Raw genomic sequence first — 24,832 nt, 5'->3', positions numbered from 1 at the left:
GGCCGATTGCATTTGATGCCACAGGCCGATCCGAGGTCACCGATCGGTATCGGTCGATGTGTAGAGTGGGCGCCAGAAGTCTCCTACGTCAACGAAAGACGAGGTCGCACGGTGAAGAAGCTGCTCCTGGTCGCACTGGCCGCCATCGGCGGGCTCCTCGTGTACCGCCAGATCCAGGCGGATCGCGCCGAGCAGGACCTGTGGACGGAGGCGACCGACTCCGTGCCCGCAGGTTCGGGTGTCTGAGACGAAGACCGTCTGTGGGTGGAGCCCCGGCCGCGCGTGAGCGGGCCGGGGCTTTGCTTTGCCTGAGCGAATAAATGGGTTGCTTAAGTAAAGAGGAGGAGCGCGTGAAGACGCAGGCCGGCATCGGACGCATCGGCCGGAGGGCGGGGGCCCTGATCGCGGCGGTCGCGGCGCTGGGCGCGGTGACCACGCTGCCGGGCCAGGCCCGGGCGGCCGACGGGGGCGCTCTCCCGCCGTACACCTTCGACAGCACGGCACAACGGGTCCAGGGCGCCGCTTCGAGCTCGGACGCGGCGCAGCTGAAGCCCGGACAGACCTACCGCGACACGCTCAAGCGGAACGGCAAGGCCTACTACCGCGTCGACCTCGACTCCCGGTTGAACAGCTACGTCTCCGTGGTCGCCGTGCCGAAGCCCGGCAGCAAGGTCGAGTCCGGCGACGGCTTCAAGGTGACCATGCAGGACGGCTCCGGCACCGACTGCGGCTACCAGCAGGTGTCGTTCTCGTCGGCGGAGTTCGCCCGGCCGCTCGCCGCGTACGCCCGCCGGATCATCGAGGCGGACAGCTCCACCTGCCAGACGGCCGGCGCCTTCTTCGTCCTCGTGGAGCGGGAGTCGAAGCCGGCGTCCGCCGGGGACGACTGGGAGCTGGAGATCCGTCACCTGACCGAGCAGCCCCTCAAGAAGGCCGGGCCGACCGAGCTTCCCGACGTCTGGCCCTCCGCCACGCCCCCGCCGCCGGTGGGCGGGCCCAAGCCGCGGCAGGGCGGCTCGGGCGTCCATGACGCCGCCTCACTGACCGAGGGCGAGTGGCGCTCCGACATCCGGCCGGGCCAGACGCTCTACTACCGGGTGCCCATCGACTGGGGGCAGCAGCTCTACGCGACCGCCGAGCTCGGCAGCAGCGCGGCCGGGGACGAGTACGTGAGCTACGCGCTGGCTCTCTCCCTCGACAACCCGGCGCTCGGGCACGTCGACGAGGAGACCGTCAGCTACTCGGGGAAGCAGGCGACGCTCGCGCTCGGCCCGATGCGGCCGGTGGCCCACGAGAACCGCACCTCGTACAACGAGGCGACCAGCGGTATGCGGTTCGCCGGCTGGTACTACCTGTCGGCCACGCTCAACCCGGCGATCGCCGCGGAGTACGGGGACGAGCCCGTCCCGCTGACGCTGCGGGTGAACCTCACGGGCACCAAGAAGGCCGGCCCGGGGTACGACGGGGACCCCGGCCCGTTCGCCGTGACCGACGACGACCGGGAGGCCGCGGCGAGCGGCACGAGCGGTGCGGGCGGCGCACAGGCGGCGGAGCGGAGCGACACCATGCGGCTCGTCGCGGTGGCCGGGATCGGCACCGGGAGCGTGCTGCTGCTCGGGCTCGGCGCGTGGACGCTGATCGCGCGGCGCCAGGCGGGCGCTGGACGGCCGTAGAGGCCCTCCCTGCCGCCTCGGGTCCGCTCAGGTCTATTCGGGGTCGACTCGGGTCCGCTCAGGTCCGCTCAGGTCTGGGAGAGGGCCCAGAAGCCGACCGCGAGGCAGACAAGTGCCAGCAGGAGTACCGGGACCGTCACCTTCGGGGGCGGTCCCGGTCGGCGTACGGGGGCGAGCGGCGCGGACTGCGGGGGGTGCGCAGGTGCGGTGTGCTGCTGACCGGGAACCTGAACGGGCTGGGCGGTGTATGGAGGAGTAGGGGCCTGTCCGTACGGCGCCGAGGCCGTGGGGAACTGGTCGAAGGAGGGGGTCGGGTGGGTGACCGGCGGGGGCAGGTGGAAGCTGCCCGTCTCGGAGGGATGCGGCAGCGGCGGATGAGTCGGGGCGGCGGCGGCCGGCACCGGCTGTTGGAACTGCTGGTTCTGCTGCTGGTTCTGCTGTTGGGTCGGTACGGGCGCGGGTGCGGGCGCCGGGGCCGAGGGCGGGGTCGGTACGGCGTCGGTGGCAGGGCCGTCGTGTCCGATGGGTCCGGCGGGTCCGCCGGGGGCTCCGATGCTCGTGGGGCTTGCCGGGCTCGCGGTGCTCGTCGGGCCCAGGGGGCCGAAGCCGGCCGGCAGGGGGCCGATCTGGTCGAAGATCTCGACCGGAGGCTCGTCGGGGCGCGGCTCGGGCAGCATCTCGGCGGCGGCGTGCAGCGCCTTGCGCGCGCCCGTGGCCGTCCGGAACCGGGCCTGCGGGTCGGGCTGCAGCAGCCCGGCGAGCACCTGCCACAGCGGCTCAGGGATGCCCTCGGGGGCGCTCGGGGTGCCGTACGTGAGGAAGTGCGTCACCAGGGTCTGGGAGTCCGGGCTGCGGCCCTGGAGCAGATAGAGCGCGACCAGACCGACGGCGAACAGGTCGGCGGTGAAGTCCGGTTCGGCACCCATGAGTTGCTCGGGTGCGAAGTAACCGGGCGTCCCCACCACGTAGTTGGTCTCGGTGAGTCGGGGCTCGCCCTTGCGCATGGAGATGCCGAAATCGGACAGCCGCAGGTGCGGCCGCCCGGTTCCGGTGACGTCCAGAAGGATGTTGGCGGGCTTGATGTCCCGGTGGACGACACCTTCGGCGTGCACCGTCGCCAGACCGGAGAGCAGCTGGTCGAGCAGGGTGCAGACGAAGCGGGGCGGCAGCGGGCCGTAGTCGGCGATGACGTGCGCCAGCGAGCCGCCGGCGACCAGGTCCATGGTGAAGAGGACCTTGTCGTCGTCGGCGGCCCAGCTCGCCGGGGCGAGGACGTGCGGATGGTCGATCCGCAGCGCCTGCTCCCGGACGAAGCGGAGCAGCGTGTGCGCGTCGCTCTGCAGGAGCACCTTGGCTGCCACGTACCGGCGGCGTCGGTGGTCCCAGGCGCGCCACACCGCGCCCGCCCCGCCCCGCCCGATCGGGTCGATCAGCTCGTACCGGCCGGCGAATACCTCACCCATCGCGCTGTGACCGCTCCCCGTTGCGTCGTGTCCACCGGATACCGGCCGACCGCCGGTCCCTCGTCAGTTCTGGTGCGACTCGTAGTGGGCGACCGCGTCCGCGGTGCGCCCCGCGCCGTACACCCGGAGGAACTCTGCCAGTTCCGGGTGGGCCGGGGCGAGGGAGTCGGCCGCGTCGATGATGTCGCCCGCGGCGGCCACGGACCGCAGCAGCGACTGGATCTCGCGGACCACCCGGCGCACGGTCGGCGCGCCGGAGCCGGTGGCGGTCTGTGCCGTGCTGGTGAGGACGGAGCCGCCCTGCGACTTCTTGACCTCGTCCATCCGGTCGGTGGCCTCGGCGGCGCTGACGCTGCCGTCGGCGACCTGGACGGCGAGCTCCTGGAGTGCCTGGACGCGCTGGACGACGGCCGGGTTGCCGATCTTGGCCCGCTGGCCGCTCATCAGCTGGGACAGCATGGGCGCGGAGAGCCCGAGCACGGCCGCGAGCCTGGCCTGATTGAGCCCGAGATCGTCGATCAGTCGACGGAAGAGCGCCCCCAACGGCTCCCCGTACCAACTGCGCTGAAGCTCTCTGGCTCTTGCCGTGGCTTCCTGCTGCGCTGCGTCCATCACTTCTCCCCATCCCTTAGGTTCGCCACTGCGAACCTCGGTCAGCATCTTACGGAGCGTGGTCGAGGACCGGGAGTCCCAATCCTTTTGCCGGACATGGGGGGAGACCCGGTACGCTGTTCTCGTTCCGGGGCCTTAGCTCAGTTGGTAGAGCGCTGTCTTTGCATGGCAGATGTCAGGGGTTCGACTCCCCTAGGCTCCACACCTTTACACCCCTCTGAACTGCGGAAACGTGGTCAGGGGGGTGTTTTTTGTCCCGATCTGGAAGCCGGGGACAGGGTCCCGGACCGGGTTCCGGACCGGGTTCCGGCGACCGGATTGTGCATGCCGGCCCTGCCGGTCCTGTGGGTCCCGTCGGCCCATGAGACGGACGCGGAGCATCCGGAGATGGCCGATGTCGGCCGAACCGACTCAGGTGGGCGGACTGCCTCGGGGTGGCGTGCGACACAGCGCGCGAACGGTTCGCGGGTGCCGGGGCGGGGGTCGGCTGGGATGAACCTCCTCGATGAGGTGCCCTCCCCGCGCGGAGTGGCGTTGGTTTGCGCAAATGCGTGGCTGATGCGGCGATGGGCCGGATATCAAGGGTTTTAGCCCTGGACTGATGTTGCACCCGCAATGCATTCGAGGTTCGCGAGCACGATGTGTCGTCCGTGTGTGCGCCCGGGCCGGAATCGCGCGCAGCCTCCCGAGCCGCGGAAACGCGGCGAAGGTGGGTCGTTGCGTGTTGCGTGCGTTACTCGATGAGTGCCGCAGGGCGCAAATCGAAAGTTGTAAGCAGTCTGTGAGCCACTTATGCTCACTCGTCGAGCCGACACCCCATGCGACCCAGGGGCGCGCTTCGGCCGCATACCTAGGTGGGGATCTTTCGCGTGCTGAACCAGATGCAGCCTGTGCTGCCGTCGACCCGAATACGGTCCGAGAACCAGCTTGAACCGAACCTCGAGGTCAAGCGCCCCGGTCGTCTTCACGCTCTCGACGGGCTCCGGCTGGCAGCCGCGCTCATGGTGGTCATCTACCACTACACGGCCCGGGGCGGCGGGTGGTCGACGCCGGTCAAGGACATCTTCCCGGAGACGTTCCGAATATCGTCCTACGGCTACCTCGGCGTGCAGCTGTTCTTCATCATCAGCGGCTTCGTCATCTGCATGAGCGCCTGGGACCGGCCCGTGAAGGCCTTCTTCGTCTCCCGGGTGATCCGGCTCTACCCCGCCTACTGGTTCGGCGTCATCGCCACGTCGGTCACCGTCGCGGTGATCCCCGGCGGCCGCAACCACCTGGCATGGAACGACATCCTGACCAACCTGACGATGCTCCAGCAGCCTCTCAGGGTCCCGAGTGTCGACACCGTCTACTGGACGCTCTACACCGAGCTCCGCTTCTACCTGCTCTTCGCCCTGGTCGCCTGGTGGGGTCTGACCTACAAGCGGGTACTGCTCTTCTGCTGCGTCTGGGGCGCGGCCACGGTCATCGTCACCAAGGCCCCCGCCGGGCCGCTGAAGACGCTCCTGATCCCCGAGTACAGCTGGTTCTTCATCGCCGGCATGGCGTTCTACCTGATGTACCGCTTCCGCCCGAACCTCATGCTGTTCGGCGTCGTGGGCGTGTCCTTCTGCGCTTCGCTCGCCTCCACGTTCGAGGAGGCCAAGGCCCTCACCTGGCTCGGCCCCCGCGCCGGATGGCCCGTGATCGTCATCCTCGCGAGCTTCTTCGTGGTGATGTCCCTGATCGCCACCGGCAAGCTCTCGCGCATCCAGTGGAAGTGGCTGCCGATCGCGGGCGCGCTGACCTACCCGGTGTACCTGCTGCACCAGGTGATCGGCTGGGAGTTCATCAGCTACTACGCGCCGCGGGGTGTCGACCCGTGGGTGCTCGTCGGCACGCTGACCGCCGGGTCGCTGGTGCTCGCGTACCTGGTGCACAAGCTCGTCGAGAAGCCCGTCAGCCGGTATCTCAAGCGCAATCTCGCCCAGCTCTGACAGCTCGGCAGACCTGAGAGGCCACGTCCACCGCATGGTGGGCGTGGCCTTTTCGTGTGCCCTCGGCCCCGCCGTTTCGGGGATCCCGGGATCAGGAGTTCGGGGCTCCATTGATCCGTACGGGTGGTGTTCATCGGAAGAACTGCGCAGGGGGGCGTCGCTCCACGGAAACGCGGGCCACACCCACATCATGTGGAAAGTACGTAAAGCGCGCAAACCGAAATGAACCATCCGAGAACATCACGAAAGTGAGGGGTCATGGCCACCGCCAAGGTCAAGCAGTTCTGGACCGCCTTCATCTCCGTCCTCTTCGCCCTGCTCGCCTCCGTCGGCCTGACGAGCACCGCCGCCGCGGCTCAGCAGCCCGCCGTGCAGCAGCCCGAGGAGCCGGCCGGCTCTGCTGCCGCCGCCGCTGCCCCCGCCACCGGGGAGCGCGCCCTCGCCTCCGTACCGGCACAGCGGACGCACCGGTGGCCCCTTGTCGGTGACCGCTCCCTGCCGCCGACCATCAAGCAGCGCATCGGTGCCGAAGCCCACGGATCCTCTCCCGCCGTACGCCACCGTCACGCGGGCGGCGCGGCCGAGAGCGACCCGGCCGCGCTGACGGAGCTTGCGCTCGCCGCGACGGCGACGGCGGCGTAGGGCGCGGGGAGTCGACGTACACGCACTCCCCACGCCCCACGGAAGAACCCCAGCCGTCCGGACCGCAGCGGTCAGCGACGTTCGTCGCGCTCCGCCGCATCGGCCTCGGTTTCCGCCTCGGCTTCGGCCTCTGCTTCTGCTTCGGCCTCCGCCTCCTTGATCTCCACCTCCGTGTCGAGGAATCCCCCACTGCCGTCGACGGACGCCGGCATGGAACCCTCGTCCACCTCGGTGGGAGCGGGCGGCTCGACCAGCCAGTCGGGGTTGGCCTGTTTGTCCCACCACTTCCAGGCGGCGAAGATGCCGCCGGCCACCAAGCCCAGGACCACGAGTCCCTTGGCGAGGCGTCCGGCCCTGGCCCGCCGCTCGTGCTTCTTCACGATCTTCCGGATTTCCTCAGGCGTCACCTGTCCGCGCAGCGCGGCCCAGGCGGCGGTGGAACGCGACCCGGCCTCCTCGAAGACGGGACCGGTCGCGGCGACCGCGTGTTCGACACGCGGAACGGTGTAGTCGGTCGCCTGACGGGCGGCCGAGCGGGTCATGACCACCGCGCGATGCGCGGCAGCGTCGACCCGCGGCGGCACATGCGGTGCGACATGGCACTTGTACTGTGCGCGCGCCTGCACTCGGGCCTGTCGAGCGGCCTTCGAGACCTTCGGCGCGATCCGCACACGTGCTTCATGCGCGTACTGCGCGGCCTGATCCCGGGCTGTTTCGGCGTACGGCGCCACCACTTCCGCGGCGTGCAGGACGCTCTCCTTCGCCGAATCTGTCGCGGCGCGCACGCTGTCCATGCGGGTCACAGGATCCTCCTCCTCGGTGGCGACCATGTCGGTTTTTCACCTTTCCATCCTTTTCGGAATCATGCCCGTCGGATCGAAGTCCGGCATGCGGGGTGGGCATCCGGGGCATGGGGTGAGGGCGTCCGGGGCGTCCGGGGCATGCGAGGGCGGGTGACCGGGGCATGCGAGGATCGGACACGCCAGTGACTGACGTGACATCACATGACGCGACTTGACGTGGACGGAAGGCGACCGTGGCCGAGCAGCTGTACGCGACTCTCAAGACCAGCCTGGGCGACATCGAGGTCCGGCTGATGCCGTTCCACGCCCCGAAGACGGTGCGCAACTTCGTCGAACTCGCCAACGGCGAGCGCGAGTGGACGCACCCCGCCACCGGCAAGGTCTCCTCGGACCCGCTCTACGACGGCACGGTCTTCCACCGGGTCATCAAGGGGTTCATGATCCAGGGCGGCGACCCGCTGGGGAACGGCACGGGCGGCCCCGGGTACGAGTTCGCCGACGAGTTCCACCCGGAGCTCTTCTTCGACCGGCCGTACCTGCTGGCCATGGCCAACGCGGGACCGGGCACCAACGGCTCGCAGTTCTTCGTCACGGTCGGCGCCGCGACCTGGCTGAACCGCAAGCACACGATCTTCGGCGAGGTCGTCGGCGCGGAGAGCCGCAAGGTCGTGGACGCGATCGCGGCCGTCGCGACCGACCCGCACACCGAGCGCCCGCTCCAGGACGTGGTCATCGACTCCGTGGTGATCGAGAAGCGCTGAGGCGGAAGACCAAGGGACGGAGAAAGGGGAGGGACGGAAGGCATGGAAGGGATGGAAGGGACGGGACCTCACAGGGACCCGAAGGCCGGTCCGCCGCGCTGCTACCGCCACCCGGAGGCCGAGACGGGCATCCGCTGCACCCGCTGCGACAAGCCCATCTGCACGCAGTGCATGATCTCCGCCTCGGTCGGCTTCCAGTGCCCCGACTGCGTACGCAACGGTTCGGGCACCGGGCACGCCGCCGACGCCAACCAGCCCCGGACGCTCGCGGGCGGCCGGGTGACGGCCGACGACCGGATCGTCACCAAGATCCTGATCGGGATCAACCTCGCGGTCTACCTCATGGTCCTGGTGTTCGGGGAGCGGTTCGTCGACGAGCTCGTGCTCATCGGCTACGCCTACAGCCCGGCCCTCGGCGAGGTCGTCGGGGTCGCGGACGGCGAGTGGTACCGGCTGCTCACCTCGACCGTCCTCCACCAGGAGGTCTGGCACATCCTCTTCAACGTGCTGGGCCTGTGGGTGATCGGTGGGATCGTCGAGCCCGAACTCGGCCGGATCCGGTACGCGGCCCTGTGCCTGCTCTCCGGGCTCTCCGGCTCCGTGCTCGCCTACCTCGTCGCCCCGCAGAACCAGCCCTCGCTGGGCGCCTCCGGCGTCGTCTACGGACTGATCGGCGCCTGGGTCGTGCTGGCCCGCCGGCGCCGCCACGACATGCGGCCGGTGATCCTCTTCGTGGCCCTGTCGCTGCTCATGACGTTCACCCGACCGGGGATCTCCTGGGAGGCCCACATCGGCGGTCTCGTCGGGGGCGCCCTGGTGACGTACGCCCTCGTGCACGCCCCGAGGGCGCGTCGGGACCTCGTGCAGTACGGGGCCTGTGGACTGCTGCTGGTGATCGACCTGGGGCTCGTACTCGCCCGTTCTGCCGCGCTCACCTGAGCGCAGGGGGCTGTGGACGAGCTTTTTTGTGAGCTTTCCCCAGAGTTATCCACAGTGCGTGTCGGATCACCCCCGCTCTGTGGGGAAAGACCGCGCCCCTCGCCTCTGACCTGGTCTTTTTCCAGGGAGGCGAGGGGCGTTCCGGGTTCTGCCGAGAGTGATCGCGGTCATATCGCGGTCATACCGGCGTCAACCCCGTGCAAGTTATCCACAGATCTTCGTAAGTTATCCAGTGCTGTGTACAACGCTGTGGATAAGTTCAGGGGAGAGCTTGACGAGCCGCCGGTCCAGCCGATAAACCGGCCGCCGACTCGTCCCCACCCCCGCCTACGGGCGGACTACTTCCACTGCGTGGAGACACCGAAGCCGGCCGCGATGAAGCCGAAGCCCACCACGATGTTCCAGTTGCTGATCGCCTCGATCGGCATCGAGCCGTCGGTGACGTAGAAGACCACGATCCACACCAGTCCGATGGCGAACAGCGCCAGCATCACGGGCGCCACCCAGCTGTGGTTGGTCAGCTTGATGTTGGTCGCCTGCTTGGCGGGGGGAGGCGTGAAGTCGGACTTCTTGCGGATACGTGACTTCGGCACGAGGGACTCTCCTGTCGATGCGCTGCGTGACCGCGCAGGGAACTGTGGCTGGCGCCGGGATGTGACGTAGGAGGAAGACTGCGTCCCCCGGGCGTCCGTTAGCGTAGTGGTTCCGCGGCACCGAAGGGGATCAGGGTACGTTGAGCAATTCCGCCGACACTCCCGCAGGGCCGGGTCGCACCACGAGGTGGCGCCCCGTCCGAGTGCTCACCCTTGCCGTTTTCGCCCTCGCCGGACTGATCTTCGTCACCAGTTTCAACACCGCCAAGGGCACCAACATCCGCACGGACGCCTCCCTGCTCAGGCTCTCCGACCTGATCGAGGAGCGCAGCCACAAGAACGCCGGCCTCGACGAGTCCACCGCCGCCCTCCGCTCCCAGGTCGACGGCCTCGCCGCCCGCGACGACGGATCCACCCGCGCGGAGGACGAGAAGCTCGCCGCCCTGGAGACCACCGCGGGGACCTCGGAGGTCTCCGGCGCCGGCCTCACCGTCACCCTCGACGACGCCCCGCCGAACGCCCAGGCGGCCCCCGGCTACCCCGAGCCGCAGGCCAACGACCTCGTCATCCACCAGCAGGACCTCCAGGCCGTCGTCAACGCCCTGTGGCAGGGCGGCGCCGAGGGCATCCGCGTCATGGACCAGCGGCTCATCTCCACCAGCGCCGTGCGCTGCGTCGGCAACACCCTGATCCTCCAGGGCCGCGTCTACTCGCCCCCGTACAAGATCACCGCCGTCGGTGACCGGGGGAAGCTGAACAAGGCGCTCAACGACTCCCCGGCCCTGCAGAACTACCAGCTGTACGTGAAGGCGTACGGGCTCGGCTGGAAAGTCGACGAGCACAAGGCGATGACTCTTCCCGGCTACTCGGGCACAGTGGACCTCCACTACGCGAAGCCGGTGAGCTGACCGGAGGGACGTGCGGGAGGGGGCGCGTGAGCGGCTTGCGTCTCGTCGTGCGGACCTTCAGCGAGCTGTGCCTGACCGTCGGCACCCTGATCGTCCTCTTCGTCGTGTACGTCCTGTACTGGACCGGCGTCCAGGCCGAGAGCGCGAGCGCCGGCCAGATCGACAGCCTCCAACGGGAGTGGGTGAACACCCCGGTGGCGGCGCCACCCCCGTCGGGACCCTCGTCCGCGCCCTCGTCCGCGGCGCCGTCCGCGCCCGCCCCCGAGGCGCGGCCCTACACACCCGGCAAGGGCATCGCCGTCATGTACGTCCCCCGGCTCGGCAAGGACTGGAAGTGGCCCGTCCTCGAAGGCACCGGTCCGGACGTCCTCAAGCAGGGCCTCGGGCACTACGCGGCCACCGCCCGGCTCGGCGCGACCGGCAACTTCGCCGTCGCCGGCCACCGCCGCACGTACGGCGACCCCTTCAAGGACTTCCCGCGGCTGCGCCCCGGCGACGCGGTCGTCCTCACCGACGGGACGACCTGGTTCACGTACCGGATCGACCGCGGCCCCTACCGGACCGTGCCCGATGACGTGGGGGTCGTCGCCCCCGTACCGAAGCCCCTCAAGAAGAACGCGGCGGGTTTCACCGGCCCCGGCCGCTACCTCACCCTCACCACCTGCGAGCCCGAGTGGGGCAGCAGCCACCGGCTGGTCGTCTGGGGGCACCTCGACACCACCCAGCCCGTGACCGACGGTCGTCCACAGGCTTTGAACAGGTGACCCCTCACGGCGCCCTCGCCCCGTACTCTGGTCCCCGTAACGAACGGAAGGGGCTGTCGACGTCATGTACGGCTGGATCTGGCGGCATCTGCCGGGCAACGCGTGGGTACGGGCGCTGATCTCGATCGTGCTGGTCCTCGCGGTCGTCTACGCCCTCTTCCAGTACGTGTTCCCCTGGGCGGAGCCGCTGCTTCCGTTCAACGATGTGACGGTGGACGGCCAGTGAGCGCGCGAATTCTCGTCGTCGACAACTACGACAGCTTCGTCTTCAACCTCGTTCAGTACCTCTACCAGCTCGGTGCCGAGTGTGAAGTGCTCCGCAACGACGAGGTCGAGCTGAGCCACGCCCAGGACGGCTTCGACGGCGTCCTGCTGTCGCCCGGGCCCGGCGCGCCCGAGCAGGCCGGGGTCTGCATCGACATGGTCCGCCACTGCGCGGACACCGGCGTGCCCGTCTTCGGCGTCTGCCTCGGCATGCAGTCGATGGCCGTGGCGTACGGCGGCGTCGTCGACCGCGCGCCCGAGCTGCTGCACGGCAAGACCTCGCCGGTCACGCACGAGGGCAAGGGCGTCTTCGCGGGCCTGCCCTCGCCCTTCACCGCGACCCGCTACCACTCGCTGGCCGCCGAGCCGACCGCCCTGCCGGCCGAGCTGGAGGTCACCGCGCGGACCGAGGACGGCATCATCATGGGGCTGCGCCACCGTGAACTGCTCGTCGAAGGGGTGCAGTTCCACCCCGAGTCGGTCCTCACCGAGCACGGCCACCTGATGCTCGCCAACTGGCTGGAGCAGTGCGGCGACAAGGGGGCGGTCGGCCGGTCGGCGGGGCTCGCGCCGGTGGTGGGCAAGGCCGTCGCGTGACGACGGGCTCGCCGTGGTTCCGGGACACGGACGGCCCGGGTCCCGAGCCGATACCCGTGGACCCGTACGGGCACGGAGAGCAGCGGGTGTCTTACGAGCCCGCCTATGAGCCCGTGCGCGAGCCCGCTTACGAGCCTGCTTACGAGCCCGCCTATGAGCCTGTGCGCGAGCCTGTGCGTGAATCCGCTTACGAGCCCGTGCACGAACCCGTCTACGAGCAGCCCCAGGTGTCTCCGTACGAGCCCGGGCCGACGCACGCGTCCGCGTACGAGCCCCGGCCGGCTCAGGAGGCCCCGTACGAGCCCGTGAACGCGCCGTACGAGGCCGAAGAGGCCCCGCGGGTCCCGCGTGACGAGACGATGCCCATACGGGCCGTGGAGCCCCTCCCGGGGCCCGGGAGGGCCGAGCGGCGCCGGGCCGCCAAGGGCGGAGGCGGAGGCAGGGGCAAGAGCCGGGGCGCGAGCCCCACCGGCCCCACCGGCCCCACCACTCCCGAAGCCCGGCCTCTTTCCCGCGTCGAGGCCCGACGGGCCGCCCGCGAGGCCAAGGACAGCGTCGGCGTCGTCGCCAGCCGGATCGTCGGGGAGCTCTTCATCACCTTCGGCGTCGTCATGCTCCTCTTCGTCACCTACCAGCTGTGGTGGACGAACGTCCGGGCCGACCAGCAGACCGACCGGGCCAAGGAACAGATCGCGGACACCTGGGCCAAGGGCGACAGCAAGCCGGAGGCCTTCGAGCCCGGCGAGGGCTTCGCCATCATGTACATCCCCAAACTGGACGTCGTCGTGCCCATCGCCGAGGGCATCAACAAGACCAAGGTCCTCGACAAGGGCATGGTCGGTCACTACGCCGAGGGCACGCTCAAGACGGCCATGCCGTCCGCCAGGCAGGGAAACTTCGCGGTCGCCGGACACCGCAACACCCACGGCGAGCCGTTCCGGTACATCAACCAGCTCAAGCCCGGCGACCCGATCGTCGTCGAGACCCAGGACGCGTACTACACGTACGAGATGGCGAGCATCCTGCCCCAGACCGCGCCGTCGAACATCTCGGTGATCGATCCGGTCCCGAAGGGTTCGGGCTTCACCAAGCCCGGCCGGTTCATCACGCTGACCACCTGCACGCCCGAGTTCACCAGCACGTACCGCATGATCGTCTGGGGCAAGATGGTCGAGGAACGCCCGCGCAGCAAGGGAAAGCCGGCCGCGCTCGTAGGCTGAGCCCCGACACCTCCGGACGGGACGACGGGACGACCTAGTGGCACGCGCGCGCAACCGGATCGCCGGGATCATCAGCGTCTTCGGCGAACTCCTCATCACAGCGGGCCTGGTGCTCGGGCTCTTCGTCGTCTACTCGCTGTGGTGGACCAACGTCGTCGCCGACCGCGCCGCCGACCAGGACGGCGCCCAGGTCCGCGACGGCTGGGCCGACGGCCCCGGCGCGCTCGACACGAAGGACGGCATCGGCTTCCTGCACGTGCCGGCCATGGACGACAACGAAGTCCTGGTCAAGCGGGGCACCAGCAGCGGCATCCTCAACAACGGCGTCGCCGGCTACTACACCGACCCGGTCAAGTCCGCCCTCCCGCAGGACGAGAAGGGCAACTTCACGCTGGCCGCGCACCGCGACGGGCACGGCGCGAAGTTCCACAACATCCACAAGCTGAAGACCGGCGACGCGATCGTCTTCGAGTCCAAGGACACCTGGTACGTCTACAAGGTCTACAAGACCTTGCCGTCGACCACGAAGTACAACGTGGACGTCCTCCAGCCCGTCCCGAAGGAGTCCGGCAAGACCAAGCCGGGCCGCTACATCACGCTGACGACCTGCACCCCGATGTACACCTCGGACTACCGGTACATCGTCTGGGGCGAACTGGAACGCACGGAGAAGGTCGACCGCGACCGCACCCCTCCGGCGGAGCTGCGCTGATCCTCGGACGAGTCCCCCGGTGACGACCGAGCCCCGGCATCCTTGGGATGCCGGGGCTCGGTCGTGCTGCGTGCTGCGTGCGGGTGCGGGTCCCGGTGCGGGGCCGGCTGGTCCGGTTGTCAGCCGAAGAAGCCGCCGGTGTCGCTGTCGCCGTTGTTGTCTCCGCCGCCGCCGGGGTTGCCGCCGCCCAGGGTCATGACGGTGATCGGCTGGTCGGTGGTGACCATCGAACCCTCGGGAGGGTTCGTGCTGAGGACGATGGCGTCCTCCTTGTCGGAGCCCTGCTGGACGACCGTCAGGCCCATGCCCTGGAGCTGGTCCCTGACTTCCTTGTACTTCTTGCCGGTCAGGCCCGTGGGGAGCTGGACCTGGGTCTGCTGCGGGCCCTTGGAGACCTGGAGGGTCACCTCGGAGTCCTTCGCGACCGAGGCGTTGCCGTCCGGGGTCTGCTTCACGACCTGATCCTTGGGCTGGTCCGAGTCCACGTACTGCGTGACCACGGTGAAGCCGAGGTTCTTCAGCTGCTGCTCGGCCTGGGCGAGCTGGTTGCCCACGACCGGGGGAACCGTCGCCTGCAGCTGCTTCGCGACGGTGATCGTCACCACGGAGTTCTTCTCCGCCTTGGTGCCGCCCTGCGGGTTCGTGCTCAGGACCGTGCCCGGGTCCTCGTCGGACTCCTCCTGCTCGACCTTGACCTTGAAGCCCTTGTCCTTCAGCGTCTGCTCGGCCCGCTCCTGGGACTGCTCGACGACGTCCGGGACCTCGGCGAGGGGGGCGCCCTCGGAGACGTACACCTGGATCGTGGTGTTGGTCTCCATCTTCGCGGTGCCGTCCGCGACCGGGGTCTGGCGGCAGATGGAGCCCTTGGGCTCGGCGCAGCGCTCGGTGCCGGCCTGAACCGCCTTCACCTGGGCGTTGGCCGCGAGGCCCTCGGCCGCCTGCATCGTCTGGCCGACGAGCTGGGGGACCGTGACCTGCTGGGGCCCCTCCTTCTTGTCCATCAGCGAGACGCCGATGAAGATCGCGCCGACGAGCACCAGGATGCCCGCGAGGACCAGCAGGATCGTCGAGGTGTTCGACTTCTTCTGCCCACCGCCGCGGCGGCGGTCCGGACGGTCGTCATAGCCGTAGCCACCGTCGTCCGGGTTGATCGGGGGCATCATCGACGTCTGACCGCCGGGGTCGGCCTGGCGCAGGGCGGTGGTCGGCTGGTCCTCCGGCGGGTAACCGCCGTAGCCCCCGCCGTACGCGGGGGCGCCCGCCATGCCCATGCCCATCGCGGCGGCGGCCGCGACCGGCTGACCGTCGAGGCAGGCCTCGATGTCCGCGCGCATCTCGTCGGCGGACTGGTAGCGGTAGTCGGGGTCCTTGACCAGCGCCTTGAGGACGATGGCGTCCATCGACGGCGTGATCTCGGCGTCGAAGTTGCTCGGTGCCTGCGGCTCCTCGCGGACGTGCTGGTACGCGACCGCGACCGGGGAGTCGCCGATGAAGGGGGGCCGGACGGTCAGCAGTTCGTACAGCAGGCAGCCCGTGGAGTACAGGTCGGACCGGGCGTCGACCTGCTCGCCCTTGGCCTGCTCCGGGGAGAGGTACTGGGCGGTGCCGATCACGGCGGAGGTCTGGGTCATGGTCATGCCCGAGTCGCCCATGGCGCGCGCGATGCCGAAGTCCATGACCTTGACCTGGCCGGTGCGCGTCAGCATGACGTTCGCCGGCTTGATGTCACGGTGCACGATGCCGGCGCGGTGCGAGTACTCGAGCGCCTGGAGGATGCCGACCGTCATCTCGAGCGTGCGCTCGGGCAGCAGCTTGCGCCCGGAGTGCAGCAGCTCGCGCAGGGTCGACCCGTCGACGTACTCCATCACGATGTACGGGATGGAGACCCCGTCGACGTAGTCCTCGCCGGTGTCGTAGACCGCGACGATCGCCGGGTGGTTCAGCGAGGCGGCGGACTGTGCCTCACGGCGGAACCGGGCCTGGAAGGACGGGTCGCGGGCCAGGTCGGCCCGCAGCGTCTTCACGGCGACGGTGCGGCCGAGCCGGGTGTCCTGGGCGATGTACACCTCGGCCATGCCACCACGGCCGAGCACCGAGCCCAGCTCGTACCGGCCGCCGAGGCGACGCGGCTCTTCCATAGCTAATCCAGCCCTCTCCGTCTGTCCCGACCGCACCCATGGGTGGTCCGGCGGTGTGTGCTGTTCGCGCATACGCTACCGGCCCCGGGAAGACGTTCAGCCCGGGGCCGGTAGCTGATACCTGACCGGTACCTGGTTCGTACCGTGTACGTGGGTCCTACCGTGCGTGCGGGGATCAGCCGCGGCTCTTGAGGACCGCCTTCATGACGTCCTTGGCGATCGGGGCGGCGAGACCGCCACCACTGATGTCCTCGCGGTCGGTGCCCTCGGAGTCCTCGACGATCACGGCCACGGCCACCGGGGAGCCCTGCGCGGTCTTGGCGTACGAGATGAACCAGGCGTACGGGCGCTTGGCGTTCTTCTCGCCGTGCTGGGCCGTACCCGTCTTGCCGCCGACCTTGACGCCGTCCATGTGCAGGTCGGCGTTGCGGCCGGTGCCCTTGGTGACGACGTTCTCCATCATCTGCTGGAGCAGCTGGGCGTTCTTCTGCGAGACCGGCCGGCTCATCTCCTCCGGCTCGTTCTGCTTGACGACGTCGAGGTTCGGGGCGCGCAGCTGGTCGATCATGTACGGCTTCATCAGCTTGCCGTCGTTGGCGATCGCCGCCGTGACCATCGCCATCTGGAGCGGGGTGGTCGCGGTGTTGAACTGGCCGATGGAGGAGAGCGCGTTCTCGCTGCGCTCCATGTCCTTGTCGTAGACCGAGGCTGCCGAGCGGACGGGCGTGAACTGTTCGGCGTTGAAGCCGAACTTCTCCGCGATCTCCGTCATCTTCGCCAGGCCGACCTCGTCGCCGAGCTTGGCGAAGACGGAGTTGCAGGAGACCTGCAGCGCCAGGTTCAGGCTGGCGTTCTCGCAGCCGCTGGCGTGGTTCTTCATGGGAACCCGGGTGAGCGGGAGGTTGTACGGCTCCGGCGTGTCCGTCGCCGCGTTGATGTCGGTGACCTTGCCGCTCTCCAGCGCCGCGGCGGCGGTGACGACCTTGAAGACCGAGCCGGGCGGGTAGATCTCGCGGATGGCGCGGTTGAGCTTCGGCTTGTTCTTGTTCTTCTCCAGCGCGACCCAGGCCTTCTCGTCCTTGCCGGAGTAGCCGGCGAAGGAGGAGGGGTCGTACGAGGGGGTGGACGCCATCGCGAGGATCTTGCCGGTGGACGGCTCGATCGCGACGACGGCGCCGGTGTTGTTGCCGAGGCCCTCGAAGGCGGCCTTCTGGGCGGCGCCGTTGAGGGTGGTGACGACGTCGCCGCCCTTCTTCTTCTCACCGGTGAACATGGCGAGCGTGCGGTCGAAGAAGAGCCGGTCGTCGTTGCCGGTAAGGATGCCGTCCTCGATCTTCTCGATCTGGTTGGCGTCGTAGGCCTGCGAGGCGTAACCGGTGACCGGGGCCCACATGGGGCCATCGGTGTAGGTGCGCTTGTACTTGTAGTACTCGTCCTTCGAGTCGAGGGACCCGGTGATCGGCTTGCCGTCCACGATGATGTTGCCGCGCGCGTTCGCGTACCGCTCGATCCGGACGCGGGTGTTGTCCGGGTGAGAGTTCAGCTCGTCGGCGCGGACGAACTGCACCCAGTTGTCCCGCAGGAGCAGGGCGAGGATGAGGAGGCCGCAGAAGATCGCGACCCGGCGCAGCGGCTTGTTCACGGACGGACCACCTGGGTCATCTCGGCGTCGGGTGATGGGGCGGGCGAGGGCGCGGGACGGCGCGCGGTGTCGCTGATCCGGATCAGGATGCCGATCAGGGCCCAGTTGGCGATCACGGAGGAACCGCCGTACGCGAGGAACGGCATGGTCATACCGGTGAGCGGGATGAGGCCCATCACGCCGCCGGCGACGACGAAGATCTGGAGCGCGAAGGCACCGGAGAGGCCCATCGCGAGCAGCTTGCCGAAGGGGTCACGGGCGGCGAGGGCGGTGCGGACACCGCGCTCGACGATCAGCCCGTAGAGGAGCAGGAAGACCATCACGCCGGCGAGTCCGAGCTCCTCGCCGACGGTGGCGAAGATGAAGTCGGAGTTGGCGGCGAAGCCGATGAGGTCCGAGTTGCCCTGGCCGAGGCCGGTGCCGAGGATGCCGCCGGAGCCGAAGGACATCAGTACTTCGGTCATCTGGTCGCAGGCATAGGCCATGTTGCTGCCCGCGGGCGCCGTCTTCAGGCACTCGAACGGGTCGAGCCAGGCGGCCACGCGGGACTGGACGTGGCTGGCGAAGGAGCTGACGGCGACCGCGCCGCCCGCTGCCATCAGCAGACCCATGACGATCCAACTGGTCCGCTCGGTCGCGACGTACAGCATGATCACGAACATGCCGAAGAACAGCAGAGAGGTACCGAGGTCGTTCTCGAAGACCAGGATGAGGAGGCTGACCGCCCAGATCGTCAGGATCGGGCCGAGGTCGCGGCCACGGGGCAGGTAGAGCCCCATGAAGCGGCGGCTGGCCAGTGCCAGAGCGTCCCGCTTCACCATCAGATAGCCGGAGAAGAACACCGCCAGGACCAGCTTGGCGAACTCACCGGGCTGGATCGAGAAACCGCCGACCCTGATCCAGATCTTGGCGCCGAAGCTGTCCGTACCGAGGCCCGGGACGAGCGGCAGCAGCAGGAGGACGAGGGAGACCACCATGGAGATGTACGTGTAGCGCTGGAGGACGCGGTGGTCCTTCAACAGCAACAGCACGCCCACGAACATGGCGATGCCGATCGCCGAGTACATCATCTGGCTCGGCGCGTCCGGGCTGAAGCTGTCATACAGGCGCATCGACGTGGCGATAAGCCGCGGCGACTGGTCAAGACGCCAGATCAGCACCAGGCCCATGCCGTTGAGCAGGGTCGCGAGGGGCAGCAGCAGCGGGTCCGCGTACGGTGCCCACTTCCGCACCACGAGGTGCGCGACGCCCGCGAGCAGGGCGAGACCGAGCCCGTACCCGGCCATGCCGGCCGGGACCTTGCCGTCGATGGCCAGGCCCACGTTGAGGTACGCGAACACCGGGATGACGACGGCGAACGCGAGCAGCGCCAGCTCGGTGTTGCGGCGGCTCGGCGCCTCGATCGCGCCGATGGTGGTCGTGTTGGTGACAACGCTCATGGTGGTGAAAGGCCCCCTACGGGTGCTTACTGCTTGCCGCAGTTCGAGGCCAGCTTCTGCTCCTCCGCGGTGAGGGTGGGACCCGGGGAGGGAGCGGCTGTGGTGGGCTTGGAATCGGGCGTGGCGGCGCCGTCGGTGGTCGGCGGCTTGCTCGCCTGGTCGGCGGCCTTCTCGGCGGCGGCGCGGCGCTGCTCGGTCTTCTTGCAGGACGAAGCCTGCGCGGCCAGCTCGGAGATCTTCGTCTCGGCCTTGCCGAGGCTGCCGCCCGCGATCGTGTCCTCGACCTGCTTCCGCTGGTAGGCGGGGAGGTACTTGAGTTCGATCTCGGGGTGGTCCTTCTCGACCTTCGACAGCGAGACCCACGCCAGGTCCTGGCTGATGCCCTGGTAGAGCGCCACGTGCTGGTCCTTGGAGCCCACGAAGTACTGCGTCTGCGTCCAGCGCCAGCCGCCGTACAGCCCGCCGCCGACGACGGCGAGGGCCAGGACGAGGAGGAAGGAGCGCTTGAGCCACTTACGGCCGGTGCGCGGCTTCGCGAAGTCGTCGTCCGTGTACGACTCGAAGGAGCCCTGCGGGGGCATGCCGCCGTAGCCGTGGTCGTCGCCGCTGCCGGGAGGACCGAAGCCGCCGACGGGCGGCTGCTGGTACGGGGCCGGGCGGCCGAGGCCGGAGGCGCGACCGGCCGGGGTCTGCATCGCCCCGCCGTCGTTCAGCTGCGCGGCCTGGTTCTCGGCGACCGCGCCCACGATGACGGGGGTGTCGCTGAGGTGCCCGGCGAGGGTGTCGCCGCCGTCGACGTCGAGGACGTCGGCGACGATCACCGTGATGTTGTCGGGGCCGCCGCCGCGCAGCGCGAGCTGGATCAGCTCCTGCACGGTCTCCTGCGGGCCCTGGTAGCTGGCGAGCGTGTCCTCGAGGGTCTGGTGGGAGACCACGCCGGACAGGCCGTCGGAGCAGATCAGATAGCGGTCGCCGGCCCTGACCTCACGGATGGAGAGGTCGGGCTCGACGTGGTCGCCGCTGCCGAGCGCGCGCATGAGGAGCGAGCGCTGCGGGTGGGTGGTGGCCTCTTCCTCGGTGATCCGGCCCTCGTCGACGAGCCGCTGGACCCAGGTGTGGTCCTGGGTGATCTGGGTGAGGACGCCGTCACGGAGCAGGTACGCGCGCGAGTCGCCGACGTGCACCAGACCGAGGCGCTGACCCGTCCACAGCAGAGCGGTGAGCGTGGTGCCCATGCCCTCCAGCTGCGGGTCCTCCTCGACCATCATCCGAAGCTGGTCGTTGGCGCGCTGCACCGCCGTACCGAGCGAGGTGAGGATGTCGGAGCCGGGGACGTCGTCGTCGAGGGTGACGAGCGTCGAGATCACCTCGGAGGAGGCGACCTCACCGGCGGCCTGGCCGCCCATGCCGTCGGCGATGGCGAGCAGCCGGGGGCCGGCATAGCCGGAGTCCTCGTTGCCCTCGCGGATCATGCCCTTGTGGGAGCCCGCGGCGAAACGCAGGGACAGAGTCATGCGCACCTGCCCTGTCGACGCTGCATCGGGGTACAGCCGGTCTCGACCCACACTGCCCACCCTCCGGTCGCTCCGCTCATTGTCGTACTACTTCCGCAGCTCGATGACGGTCTTGCCGATGCGAATCGGCGCGCCCAGCGGAATCGGTGTGGCGGTGGTGAGGCGGGTCCGGTCGAGATAGGTGCCGTTCGTGGACCCGAGATCCTCGACGATCCACTGACCGTCCCGGTCCGGGTAGATCCTGGCGTGCCGGCTGGACGCGTAGTCGTCGTCCAGCACGATCGTCGAATCGTGCGCCCGGCCCAGCGTGATCGTCTGCCCCTGGAGGGCGACGGTGGTGCCGGTGAGGGTGCCCTCGGAGACGACCAGCTTCGTCGGGGCACCACGGCGCTGCCGCCCGCCCGCCGCGGTCTGCTGGCCGCGCTGCTGCGGAGGCGCGGCGGCCTGGCGCGCGTTCTGCTGCGGCCGGGTCTCCTGGCGCCGCGAACCGCGCTGGGTCACCCGCGTACCGAACAGGTCGCTGCGGATGACCTGGACGGCCACGATGACGAACAGCCACAGAACGGCCAGGAAACCCAACCGCATGACCGTCAGGGTCAGCTCTGACATTGCCCCCGCTTCACCCTTCGGCTTGCCGGTAAACGATGGTGGTGCTGCCCACGACGATCCGCGAGCCGTCGCGGAGCGTAGCGCGGGTGGTGTGCTGCCCGTCCACCACGATGCCGTTGGTGGATCCCAGATCCTGGATCGTCGAGGGCGTTCCGGTCCGGATCTCGCAGTGCCGGCGGGAGACGCCGGGATCGTCGATCCTCACGTCCGCGTCGGTGCTGCGGCCGAGGACCAGGGTCGGGCGGGAGATCTGATGGCGGGTGCCGTTGATCTCGATCCAGCGGCGGACCGGGGAGCCCGCGCCGGTGCCGGAACCCGTGCCGGGCATGGCCACGGGCCCGCCCGCCGGTCGACCCGCGGGTGCCGTCGGCCGGTGGCCGGGGGCGCCGGGAGGCGGCGAGGCGGGCATGGGCGGGGCGCCGGCCGGGGGGTACCCGTAACCGCCGCGGGCCGCGGCCTGGCCCTGCTGCGGGCCCTGCTGCTGGTGCTGCTGGTGTCCACCGGGGGACGGCTGCGGCTGTGACGTACTCGACGCGAGTGTGCGGCTGCGCACCCGGTACAGACCGGTGTCGAGGTCGTCGGCCTTCTCCAGATGGACCTTGATCGGGCCCATGAAGGTGTAGCGCTGCTGCTTCGCGTAGTCCCTGACCAGGCCGGCGAGCTCGTCGCCGAGCTGGCCCGAGTAGGGGCTGAGGCGCTCGTAGTCCGGCGTGCTCAGCTCGACGATGAAGTCGTTGGGGACGACGGTCCGCTCGCGGTTCCAGATCGTCGCGTTGTTGTCGCACTCGCGCTGGAGTGCGCCGGCGATCTCGACGGGCTGGACCTCGGACTTGAAGACCTTGGCGAAGGTGCCGTTGACCAGACCTTCGAGACGCTGCTCGAATCGCTTCAGGACTCCCATGGGGCACCTCCTCCGTCGTTGTCGTCCTGGTACTGCTTACTGATCGTATCCACGCGTCGGGAAATCGGCTGGTTCCCCTTCTCTGCCCTGTGGACGAGTGTCACCTCTCACAGACCTTTCCCCACGGATCGTAGAGGCGGCCTGTGGACAGTGTCCCGCACCCGGCTGTGGGACAGGGGGTGCGGTCTCGAGGGGCCGCGTGCGGTCCGTCACCTTCGTCCCCCTCCTTCCGCTCTCTCCTCACTCGTTCCCTTCGTACCTTCGGGGTGTCCTTCCGGCCTCCCTCTCTCCTTGTTCTCCGGGAGTGGGAGCGAAACAACGGATGTGAATCCACGGTCTGCGACGTGCTAATCTTCAGATGTCGCCAGGCGCTCGCACCGAAAGGTGAGAGGGCAGGTAGACCACCCAATGCGCGGGTGGCGGAATAGGCAGACGCGCTGGATTCAGGTTCCAGTGCCCGAAAGGGCGTGGGGGTTCAACTCCCCCCTCGCGCACAAGACGGAAGCCCCGTAGGTCATCGACCTACGGGGCTTCTGCGTTGTCTCTTTGATGTGAGCCTTCCCACGTCGGGGCTCGGGGGTTGGGGCTCTGGCTCTGGGTCCGGGGCTTGGTGCTCAGGCTCGGGGTTCCGGGGCTTGGTGCTCGGGGCTTGGTGCGGGGTGCTTGGTGCGGGGTGTTCGGGCCTCGGGCGAGGTCGCGACTTTTGTCGTCGGAGGGCGAGACGAAAGACAGACGCACGCGGGTGGGGTCGCTGCCTAGGGTGCGAGCGTGGACGTTATGTCGAAGTCGGGGGCCCCTGGTACGAGCGGGAGCGGGGACGAGAGCGGGATCAGCAACGGGTACGGGCGTGGGCGTGGGGACGGGGACGGGATCGGCGGCCGGGTCGGGGACTGGGTCGCCGGGTGGTGGAGATGGTTCGCCGTGCCGGGGCACTGGTCGCGGCGCAGGACCACCGGTGAGATCGCGCTCGCCGTGGTCGTGGCGTTGCTCGCCGCCGGGACCGAGGAACTCCTCGGTGGCGAGGGCTGGCGGCTGGCCGGAGTGGCCGCGGGTGCCGCCGTGCTGTCCCTGCTGCGGCGCAGACTGCCCGCCGGCGTACTCGTCGTGGCCGCGGGCCTCGCACCCTTCCTGCCCGGCTTCGGGCCGCTCCTGATCCTCGTCGGCTGGTCGGCCGGCCGGTACGTCGTGAGCGCCGGGCGGGCGCTCGTCGCGTTCATGGCCGCCTTCGTCCTGGACGTCGGGGGGACGCTCCTGGAGACCTGGGACCAGCAGCGGCTGCTCTCCGTGGCCTTCTTCGCGACCCTCTACTACCTGGGCACCACCCTGGCCCCCGGGCTCGCCCACCGGTACTGGACCCAGCGGCGGACCCTGCTGCACGCCCTCCAGGAGCGCAACGCCCAGCTGCTGCGCGAGCGGACCATGGTGGCCTGGCAGGCGCGGCTGCGGGAGCGGCAGCGGATCGCCCAGGACATGCACGACAGCCTCGGACACCAGCTGGCGCTGATCGCCGTCCACACGGGTGCCCTGGAAGTGGACCGGGAGCTGAGCGAGCGGCAGCGCGAGGTGGTCGGAGTCCTGCGGAACGCGTCGGTGACCGCGATGCACGAGCTGCGGGAGGTCGTCGGCATATTGCGGGACGGGATCGAGGCACCGGACGGCACGGCCCCGGCGTCCGCGCGGGCCGGCGACGAGACGGGACGGGCGGCACGGGGGACCGCCGGTATCGAGGGGCTCGTGGCGGCGGCCAGAGCCGCAGGCACCGCGGTGGGGCTGCGCCGGCTCGGAGAGGAACGGCCGCTGGAGCCGGCCGCGGACCACGCCGCGTACCGGATCGTGCAGGAAGCGCTGACCAACGCCTACAAGTACGCGCCGGGCGCGACGATCGGCGTCGAGCTGCGGTACGAGCCGGACACCTTCGTCGTGGAGGTCCTCAACGAGGCGTCGACGGACGGGCCGGCGAAGGACGTCGTGAGCGGCGGGCAGGGACTGACCGGGCTCGCCGAGCGGGCCCGGCTGGTGGGCGGCATGTGTCATGCGGGTCCGGCCGACGGCGGTGGGTTCCGGGTGGCCGGGATGCTGCCGTACGGGGCGGCGCCCGTCGCCGAGGCAGCGCCTTTGGTCGATGAGGCCGACGACTTCCGGCAGCAGACGACGAAGCCGCTGGTGGGCGACGGTGGTCCGGTCGTGGTCGGACCGGCCGACTGGACGTTCACGGAGCGGGAGCTGGCGATGGCAGTGCGCGGGGGCAGAGGAAGGGGCATGGGGGCGGGCGGTGGGGTCGCCCTGGGGTGCGGGATCGCTTTCGCGGCGGTCGTCCTGCTCGTGGTGGCCGTCGGCTTCGGCCTCTACTTCATGATCGGTTCGATGGAGGAGGGGATGATCGAACCCGAGCAGTACGACGCGGTGGAGGTCGGCATGCCCGAGCGTGAGGTCCGCGTACGACTGCCCTCGGGCGACACGATCGCCACCCTGGGCCTGAGCAGTTCGGGGCCCGAGCGGCCGGCGGGGGCCGAGTGCCTGGTCCTGCTGTCCTCGGAGACGGGCGACACCCTGGACCAGGAGCCCGTTTTCCGGTTCTGCTTCAAGGACGGCAAGCTGATCGAGAAGAAGTCGTACGTGGTCGAGCAGCGGTAACGCTGGTCAGGCCCTACCGGAGTCGTGG

General features: G+C 69.5%; 23 protein-coding genes and 2 tRNA genes. 15 read left to right on the top strand and 10 right to left on the bottom strand.

Going from position 1 to position 24,832, the window contains the following annotated elements; genetic code table 11:
• Positions 1-111: 111 nt before the first annotated feature.
• Positions 112-246, top strand: a complete 135-nt coding sequence (locus tag OG580_RS17770; RefSeq protein WP_003958712.1) for a DLW-39 family protein — start codon at positions 112-114, stop codon at positions 244-246.
• Between the two features lie 104 nt (positions 247-350).
• On the top strand, positions 351-1,673 hold the full coding sequence (locus OG580_RS17765; RefSeq protein ID WP_267044661.1) for a hypothetical protein: 1,323 nt from the start codon (positions 351-353) through the stop codon (positions 1,671-1,673).
• Positions 1,674-1,741: 68 nt separating this feature from the next.
• Here OG580_RS17765 and OG580_RS17760 read toward each other — a convergent pair whose 3' ends face one another.
• A complete protein-coding gene (locus OG580_RS17760; RefSeq protein WP_267044660.1) occupies positions 1,742-3,136 on the bottom strand; it encodes a serine/threonine-protein kinase in 1,395 nt (464 codons plus the stop codon).
• 63 nt (positions 3,137-3,199) lie between these two features.
• The gene (locus OG580_RS17755; protein ID WP_150268275.1) at positions 3,200-3,748 is read right to left on the bottom strand and encodes a DNA-binding protein; all 549 of its coding nucleotides are present in this window, start codon (positions 3,746-3,748) and stop codon (positions 3,200-3,202) included.
• A 129-nt stretch (positions 3,749-3,877) separates the two neighbouring features.
• Between OG580_RS17755 and OG580_RS17750 the strand changes: the two genes are divergently transcribed.
• From OG580_RS17750 to OG580_RS17740, 3 genes are all read left to right on the top strand, one after another.
• Positions 3,878-3,950, top strand: a tRNA-Ala gene (locus OG580_RS17750).
• 667 nt (positions 3,951-4,617) lie between these two features.
• The gene (locus OG580_RS17745; protein WP_267044659.1) at positions 4,618-5,724 is read left to right on the top strand and encodes an acyltransferase; all 1,107 of its coding nucleotides are present in this window, start codon (positions 4,618-4,620) and stop codon (positions 5,722-5,724) included.
• A 258-nt stretch (positions 5,725-5,982) separates the two neighbouring features.
• Entirely contained in the window at positions 5,983-6,366 is a 384-nt protein-coding gene (locus OG580_RS17740) for a DUF6344 domain-containing protein (RefSeq protein WP_267044658.1), read from the top strand.
• 71 nt (positions 6,367-6,437) lie between these two features.
• On the opposite strand, the gene OG580_RS17735 is transcribed toward OG580_RS17740, so the two are convergent.
• The gene (locus OG580_RS17735) at positions 6,438-7,169 is read right to left on the bottom strand and encodes a DUF5324 family protein (protein ID WP_267048042.1); all 732 of its coding nucleotides are present in this window, start codon (positions 7,167-7,169) and stop codon (positions 6,438-6,440) included.
• 233 nt (positions 7,170-7,402) lie between these two features.
• Between OG580_RS17735 and OG580_RS17730 the strand changes: the two genes are divergently transcribed.
• Positions 7,403-7,930, top strand: coding sequence for a peptidylprolyl isomerase (locus OG580_RS17730; protein WP_267044657.1), 528 nt, complete (start codon positions 7,403-7,405; stop codon positions 7,928-7,930).
• A gap of 42 nt (positions 7,931-7,972) precedes the next feature.
• Positions 7,973-8,869 carry a rhomboid family intramembrane serine protease gene (locus OG580_RS17725; RefSeq protein ID WP_267044656.1) on the top strand — a complete coding sequence of 299 codons (897 nt, stop codon included), beginning with the start codon at positions 7,973-7,975 and terminating at the stop codon, positions 8,867-8,869.
• A 338-nt stretch (positions 8,870-9,207) separates the two neighbouring features.
• Here OG580_RS17725 and crgA read toward each other — a convergent pair whose 3' ends face one another.
• The gene (gene crgA / locus OG580_RS17720) at positions 9,208-9,462 is read right to left on the bottom strand and encodes a cell division protein CrgA (protein WP_267044655.1); all 255 of its coding nucleotides are present in this window, start codon (positions 9,460-9,462) and stop codon (positions 9,208-9,210) included.
• Between the two features lie 140 nt (positions 9,463-9,602).
• On the opposite strand from crgA, the gene OG580_RS17715 reads away from it, so the two are divergent.
• From OG580_RS17715 to OG580_RS17690, 6 genes are all read left to right on the top strand, one after another.
• Positions 9,603-10,370, top strand: coding sequence for a DUF881 domain-containing protein (locus OG580_RS17715; RefSeq protein WP_267044654.1), 768 nt, complete (start codon positions 9,603-9,605; stop codon positions 10,368-10,370).
• A 35-nt stretch (positions 10,371-10,405) separates the two neighbouring features.
• Positions 10,406-11,134: a class E sortase gene (locus tag OG580_RS17710; RefSeq protein WP_267048041.1), complete on the top strand. Its 729-nt coding sequence runs from the start codon at positions 10,406-10,408 to the stop codon at positions 11,132-11,134.
• Between the two features lie 64 nt (positions 11,135-11,198).
• Positions 11,199-11,360: a hypothetical protein gene (locus OG580_RS17705; protein WP_024760376.1), complete on the top strand. Its 162-nt coding sequence runs from the start codon at positions 11,199-11,201 to the stop codon at positions 11,358-11,360.
• Positions 11,357-11,995: an aminodeoxychorismate/anthranilate synthase component II gene (locus OG580_RS17700; RefSeq protein WP_267044653.1), complete on the top strand. Its 639-nt coding sequence runs from the start codon at positions 11,357-11,359 to the stop codon at positions 11,993-11,995. Before OG580_RS17705 ends, OG580_RS17700 begins: the two co-directional genes overlap by 4 nt.
• A complete protein-coding gene (locus tag OG580_RS17695; protein WP_267044652.1) occupies positions 11,992-13,215 on the top strand; it encodes a class E sortase in 1,224 nt (407 codons plus the stop codon). Before OG580_RS17700 ends, OG580_RS17695 begins: the two co-directional genes overlap by 4 nt.
• A gap of 37 nt (positions 13,216-13,252) precedes the next feature.
• Positions 13,253-13,927 carry a class E sortase gene (locus OG580_RS17690; RefSeq protein WP_267044651.1) on the top strand — a complete coding sequence of 225 codons (675 nt, stop codon included), beginning with the start codon at positions 13,253-13,255 and terminating at the stop codon, positions 13,925-13,927.
• A gap of 119 nt (positions 13,928-14,046) precedes the next feature.
• Here OG580_RS17690 and pknB read toward each other — a convergent pair whose 3' ends face one another.
• From pknB to OG580_RS17660, 6 genes are all read right to left on the bottom strand, one after another.
• Positions 14,047-16,065 carry a Stk1 family PASTA domain-containing Ser/Thr kinase gene (gene pknB, locus OG580_RS17685; RefSeq protein ID WP_267044650.1) on the bottom strand — a complete coding sequence of 673 codons (2,019 nt, stop codon included), beginning with the start codon at positions 16,063-16,065 and terminating at the stop codon, positions 14,047-14,049.
• A 175-nt stretch (positions 16,066-16,240) separates the two neighbouring features.
• Complete coding sequence (locus OG580_RS17680; RefSeq protein ID WP_267044649.1) at positions 16,241-17,707, bottom strand: penicillin-binding protein 2; 1,467 nt, start codon at positions 17,705-17,707, stop codon at positions 16,241-16,243.
• Positions 17,704-19,146, bottom strand: coding sequence for an FtsW/RodA/SpoVE family cell cycle protein (locus tag OG580_RS17675; protein ID WP_267044648.1), 1,443 nt, complete (start codon positions 19,144-19,146; stop codon positions 17,704-17,706). Before OG580_RS17675 ends, OG580_RS17680 begins: the two co-directional genes overlap by 4 nt.
• A gap of 26 nt (positions 19,147-19,172) precedes the next feature.
• Complete coding sequence (locus OG580_RS17670) at positions 19,173-20,660, bottom strand: Stp1/IreP family PP2C-type Ser/Thr phosphatase (protein ID WP_267044647.1); 1,488 nt, start codon at positions 20,658-20,660, stop codon at positions 19,173-19,175.
• A gap of 87 nt (positions 20,661-20,747) precedes the next feature.
• Positions 20,748-21,269 carry an FHA domain-containing protein gene (locus OG580_RS17665; protein ID WP_267044646.1) on the bottom strand — a complete coding sequence of 174 codons (522 nt, stop codon included), beginning with the start codon at positions 21,267-21,269 and terminating at the stop codon, positions 20,748-20,750.
• A 10-nt stretch (positions 21,270-21,279) separates the two neighbouring features.
• Positions 21,280-22,170 (bottom strand): DUF3662 and FHA domain-containing protein, encoded by an 891-nt coding sequence (locus OG580_RS17660; RefSeq protein ID WP_267044645.1) that lies wholly within the window; start codon positions 22,168-22,170, stop codon positions 21,280-21,282.
• A gap of 410 nt (positions 22,171-22,580) precedes the next feature.
• Here OG580_RS17660 and OG580_RS17655 point away from each other — a divergent pair.
• A tRNA-Leu gene (locus OG580_RS17655) sits at positions 22,581-22,664 on the top strand.
• A 283-nt stretch (positions 22,665-22,947) separates the two neighbouring features.
• Positions 22,948-24,804 (top strand): sensor histidine kinase, encoded by a 1,857-nt coding sequence (locus OG580_RS17650; RefSeq protein ID WP_267048040.1) that lies wholly within the window; start codon positions 22,948-22,950, stop codon positions 24,802-24,804.
• Positions 24,805-24,832: the final 28 nt, after the last annotated feature.

It is taken from the genome of Streptomyces sp. NBC_00094, assembly GCF_026343125.1.
Classification (GTDB): Bacteria; Actinomycetota; Actinomycetes; order Streptomycetales; family Streptomycetaceae; genus Streptomyces.
The sequence above is the reverse complement of the archived record's forward strand: the minus strand, read 5'-3'. Positions and strand labels throughout refer to the sequence as shown.

What these genes read in the sequence shown, in the direction of transcription:
- OG580_RS17705 (WP_024760376.1), top strand. Translation starts at nt 11,199, where the DNA reads ATGTACGGCTGGATCTGGCGGCATCTGCCGGGCAACGCGTGGGTACGG.
- OG580_RS17755 (WP_150268275.1), bottom strand. Translation starts at nt 3,748, where the DNA reads ATGGACGCAGCGCAGCAGGAAGCCACGGCAAGAGCCAGAGAGCTTCAG.
- OG580_RS17670 (WP_267044647.1), bottom strand. Translation starts at nt 20,660, where the DNA reads ATGACTCTGTCCCTGCGTTTCGCCGCGGGCTCCCACAAGGGCATGATC.
- pknB (WP_267044650.1), bottom strand. Translation starts at nt 16,065, where the DNA reads ATGGAAGAGCCGCGTCGCCTCGGCGGCCGGTACGAGCTGGGCTCGGTG.
- OG580_RS17650 (WP_267048040.1), top strand. Translation starts at nt 22,948, where the DNA reads ATGTCGAAGTCGGGGGCCCCTGGTACGAGCGGGAGCGGGGACGAGAGC.
- OG580_RS17740 (WP_267044658.1), top strand. Translation starts at nt 5,983, where the DNA reads ATGGCCACCGCCAAGGTCAAGCAGTTCTGGACCGCCTTCATCTCCGTC.
- OG580_RS17665 (WP_267044646.1), bottom strand. Translation starts at nt 21,269, where the DNA reads ATGTCAGAGCTGACCCTGACGGTCATGCGGTTGGGTTTCCTGGCCGTT.
- OG580_RS17760 (WP_267044660.1), bottom strand. Translation starts at nt 3,136, where the DNA reads ATGGGTGAGGTATTCGCCGGCCGGTACGAGCTGATCGACCCGATCGGG.
- OG580_RS17660 (WP_267044645.1), bottom strand. Translation starts at nt 22,170, where the DNA reads ATGGGAGTCCTGAAGCGATTCGAGCAGCGTCTCGAAGGTCTGGTCAAC.
- OG580_RS17725 (WP_267044656.1), top strand. Translation starts at nt 7,973, where the DNA reads ATGGAAGGGATGGAAGGGACGGGACCTCACAGGGACCCGAAGGCCGGT.
- OG580_RS17675 (WP_267044648.1), bottom strand. Translation starts at nt 19,146, where the DNA reads ATGAGCGTTGTCACCAACACGACCACCATCGGCGCGATCGAGGCGCCG.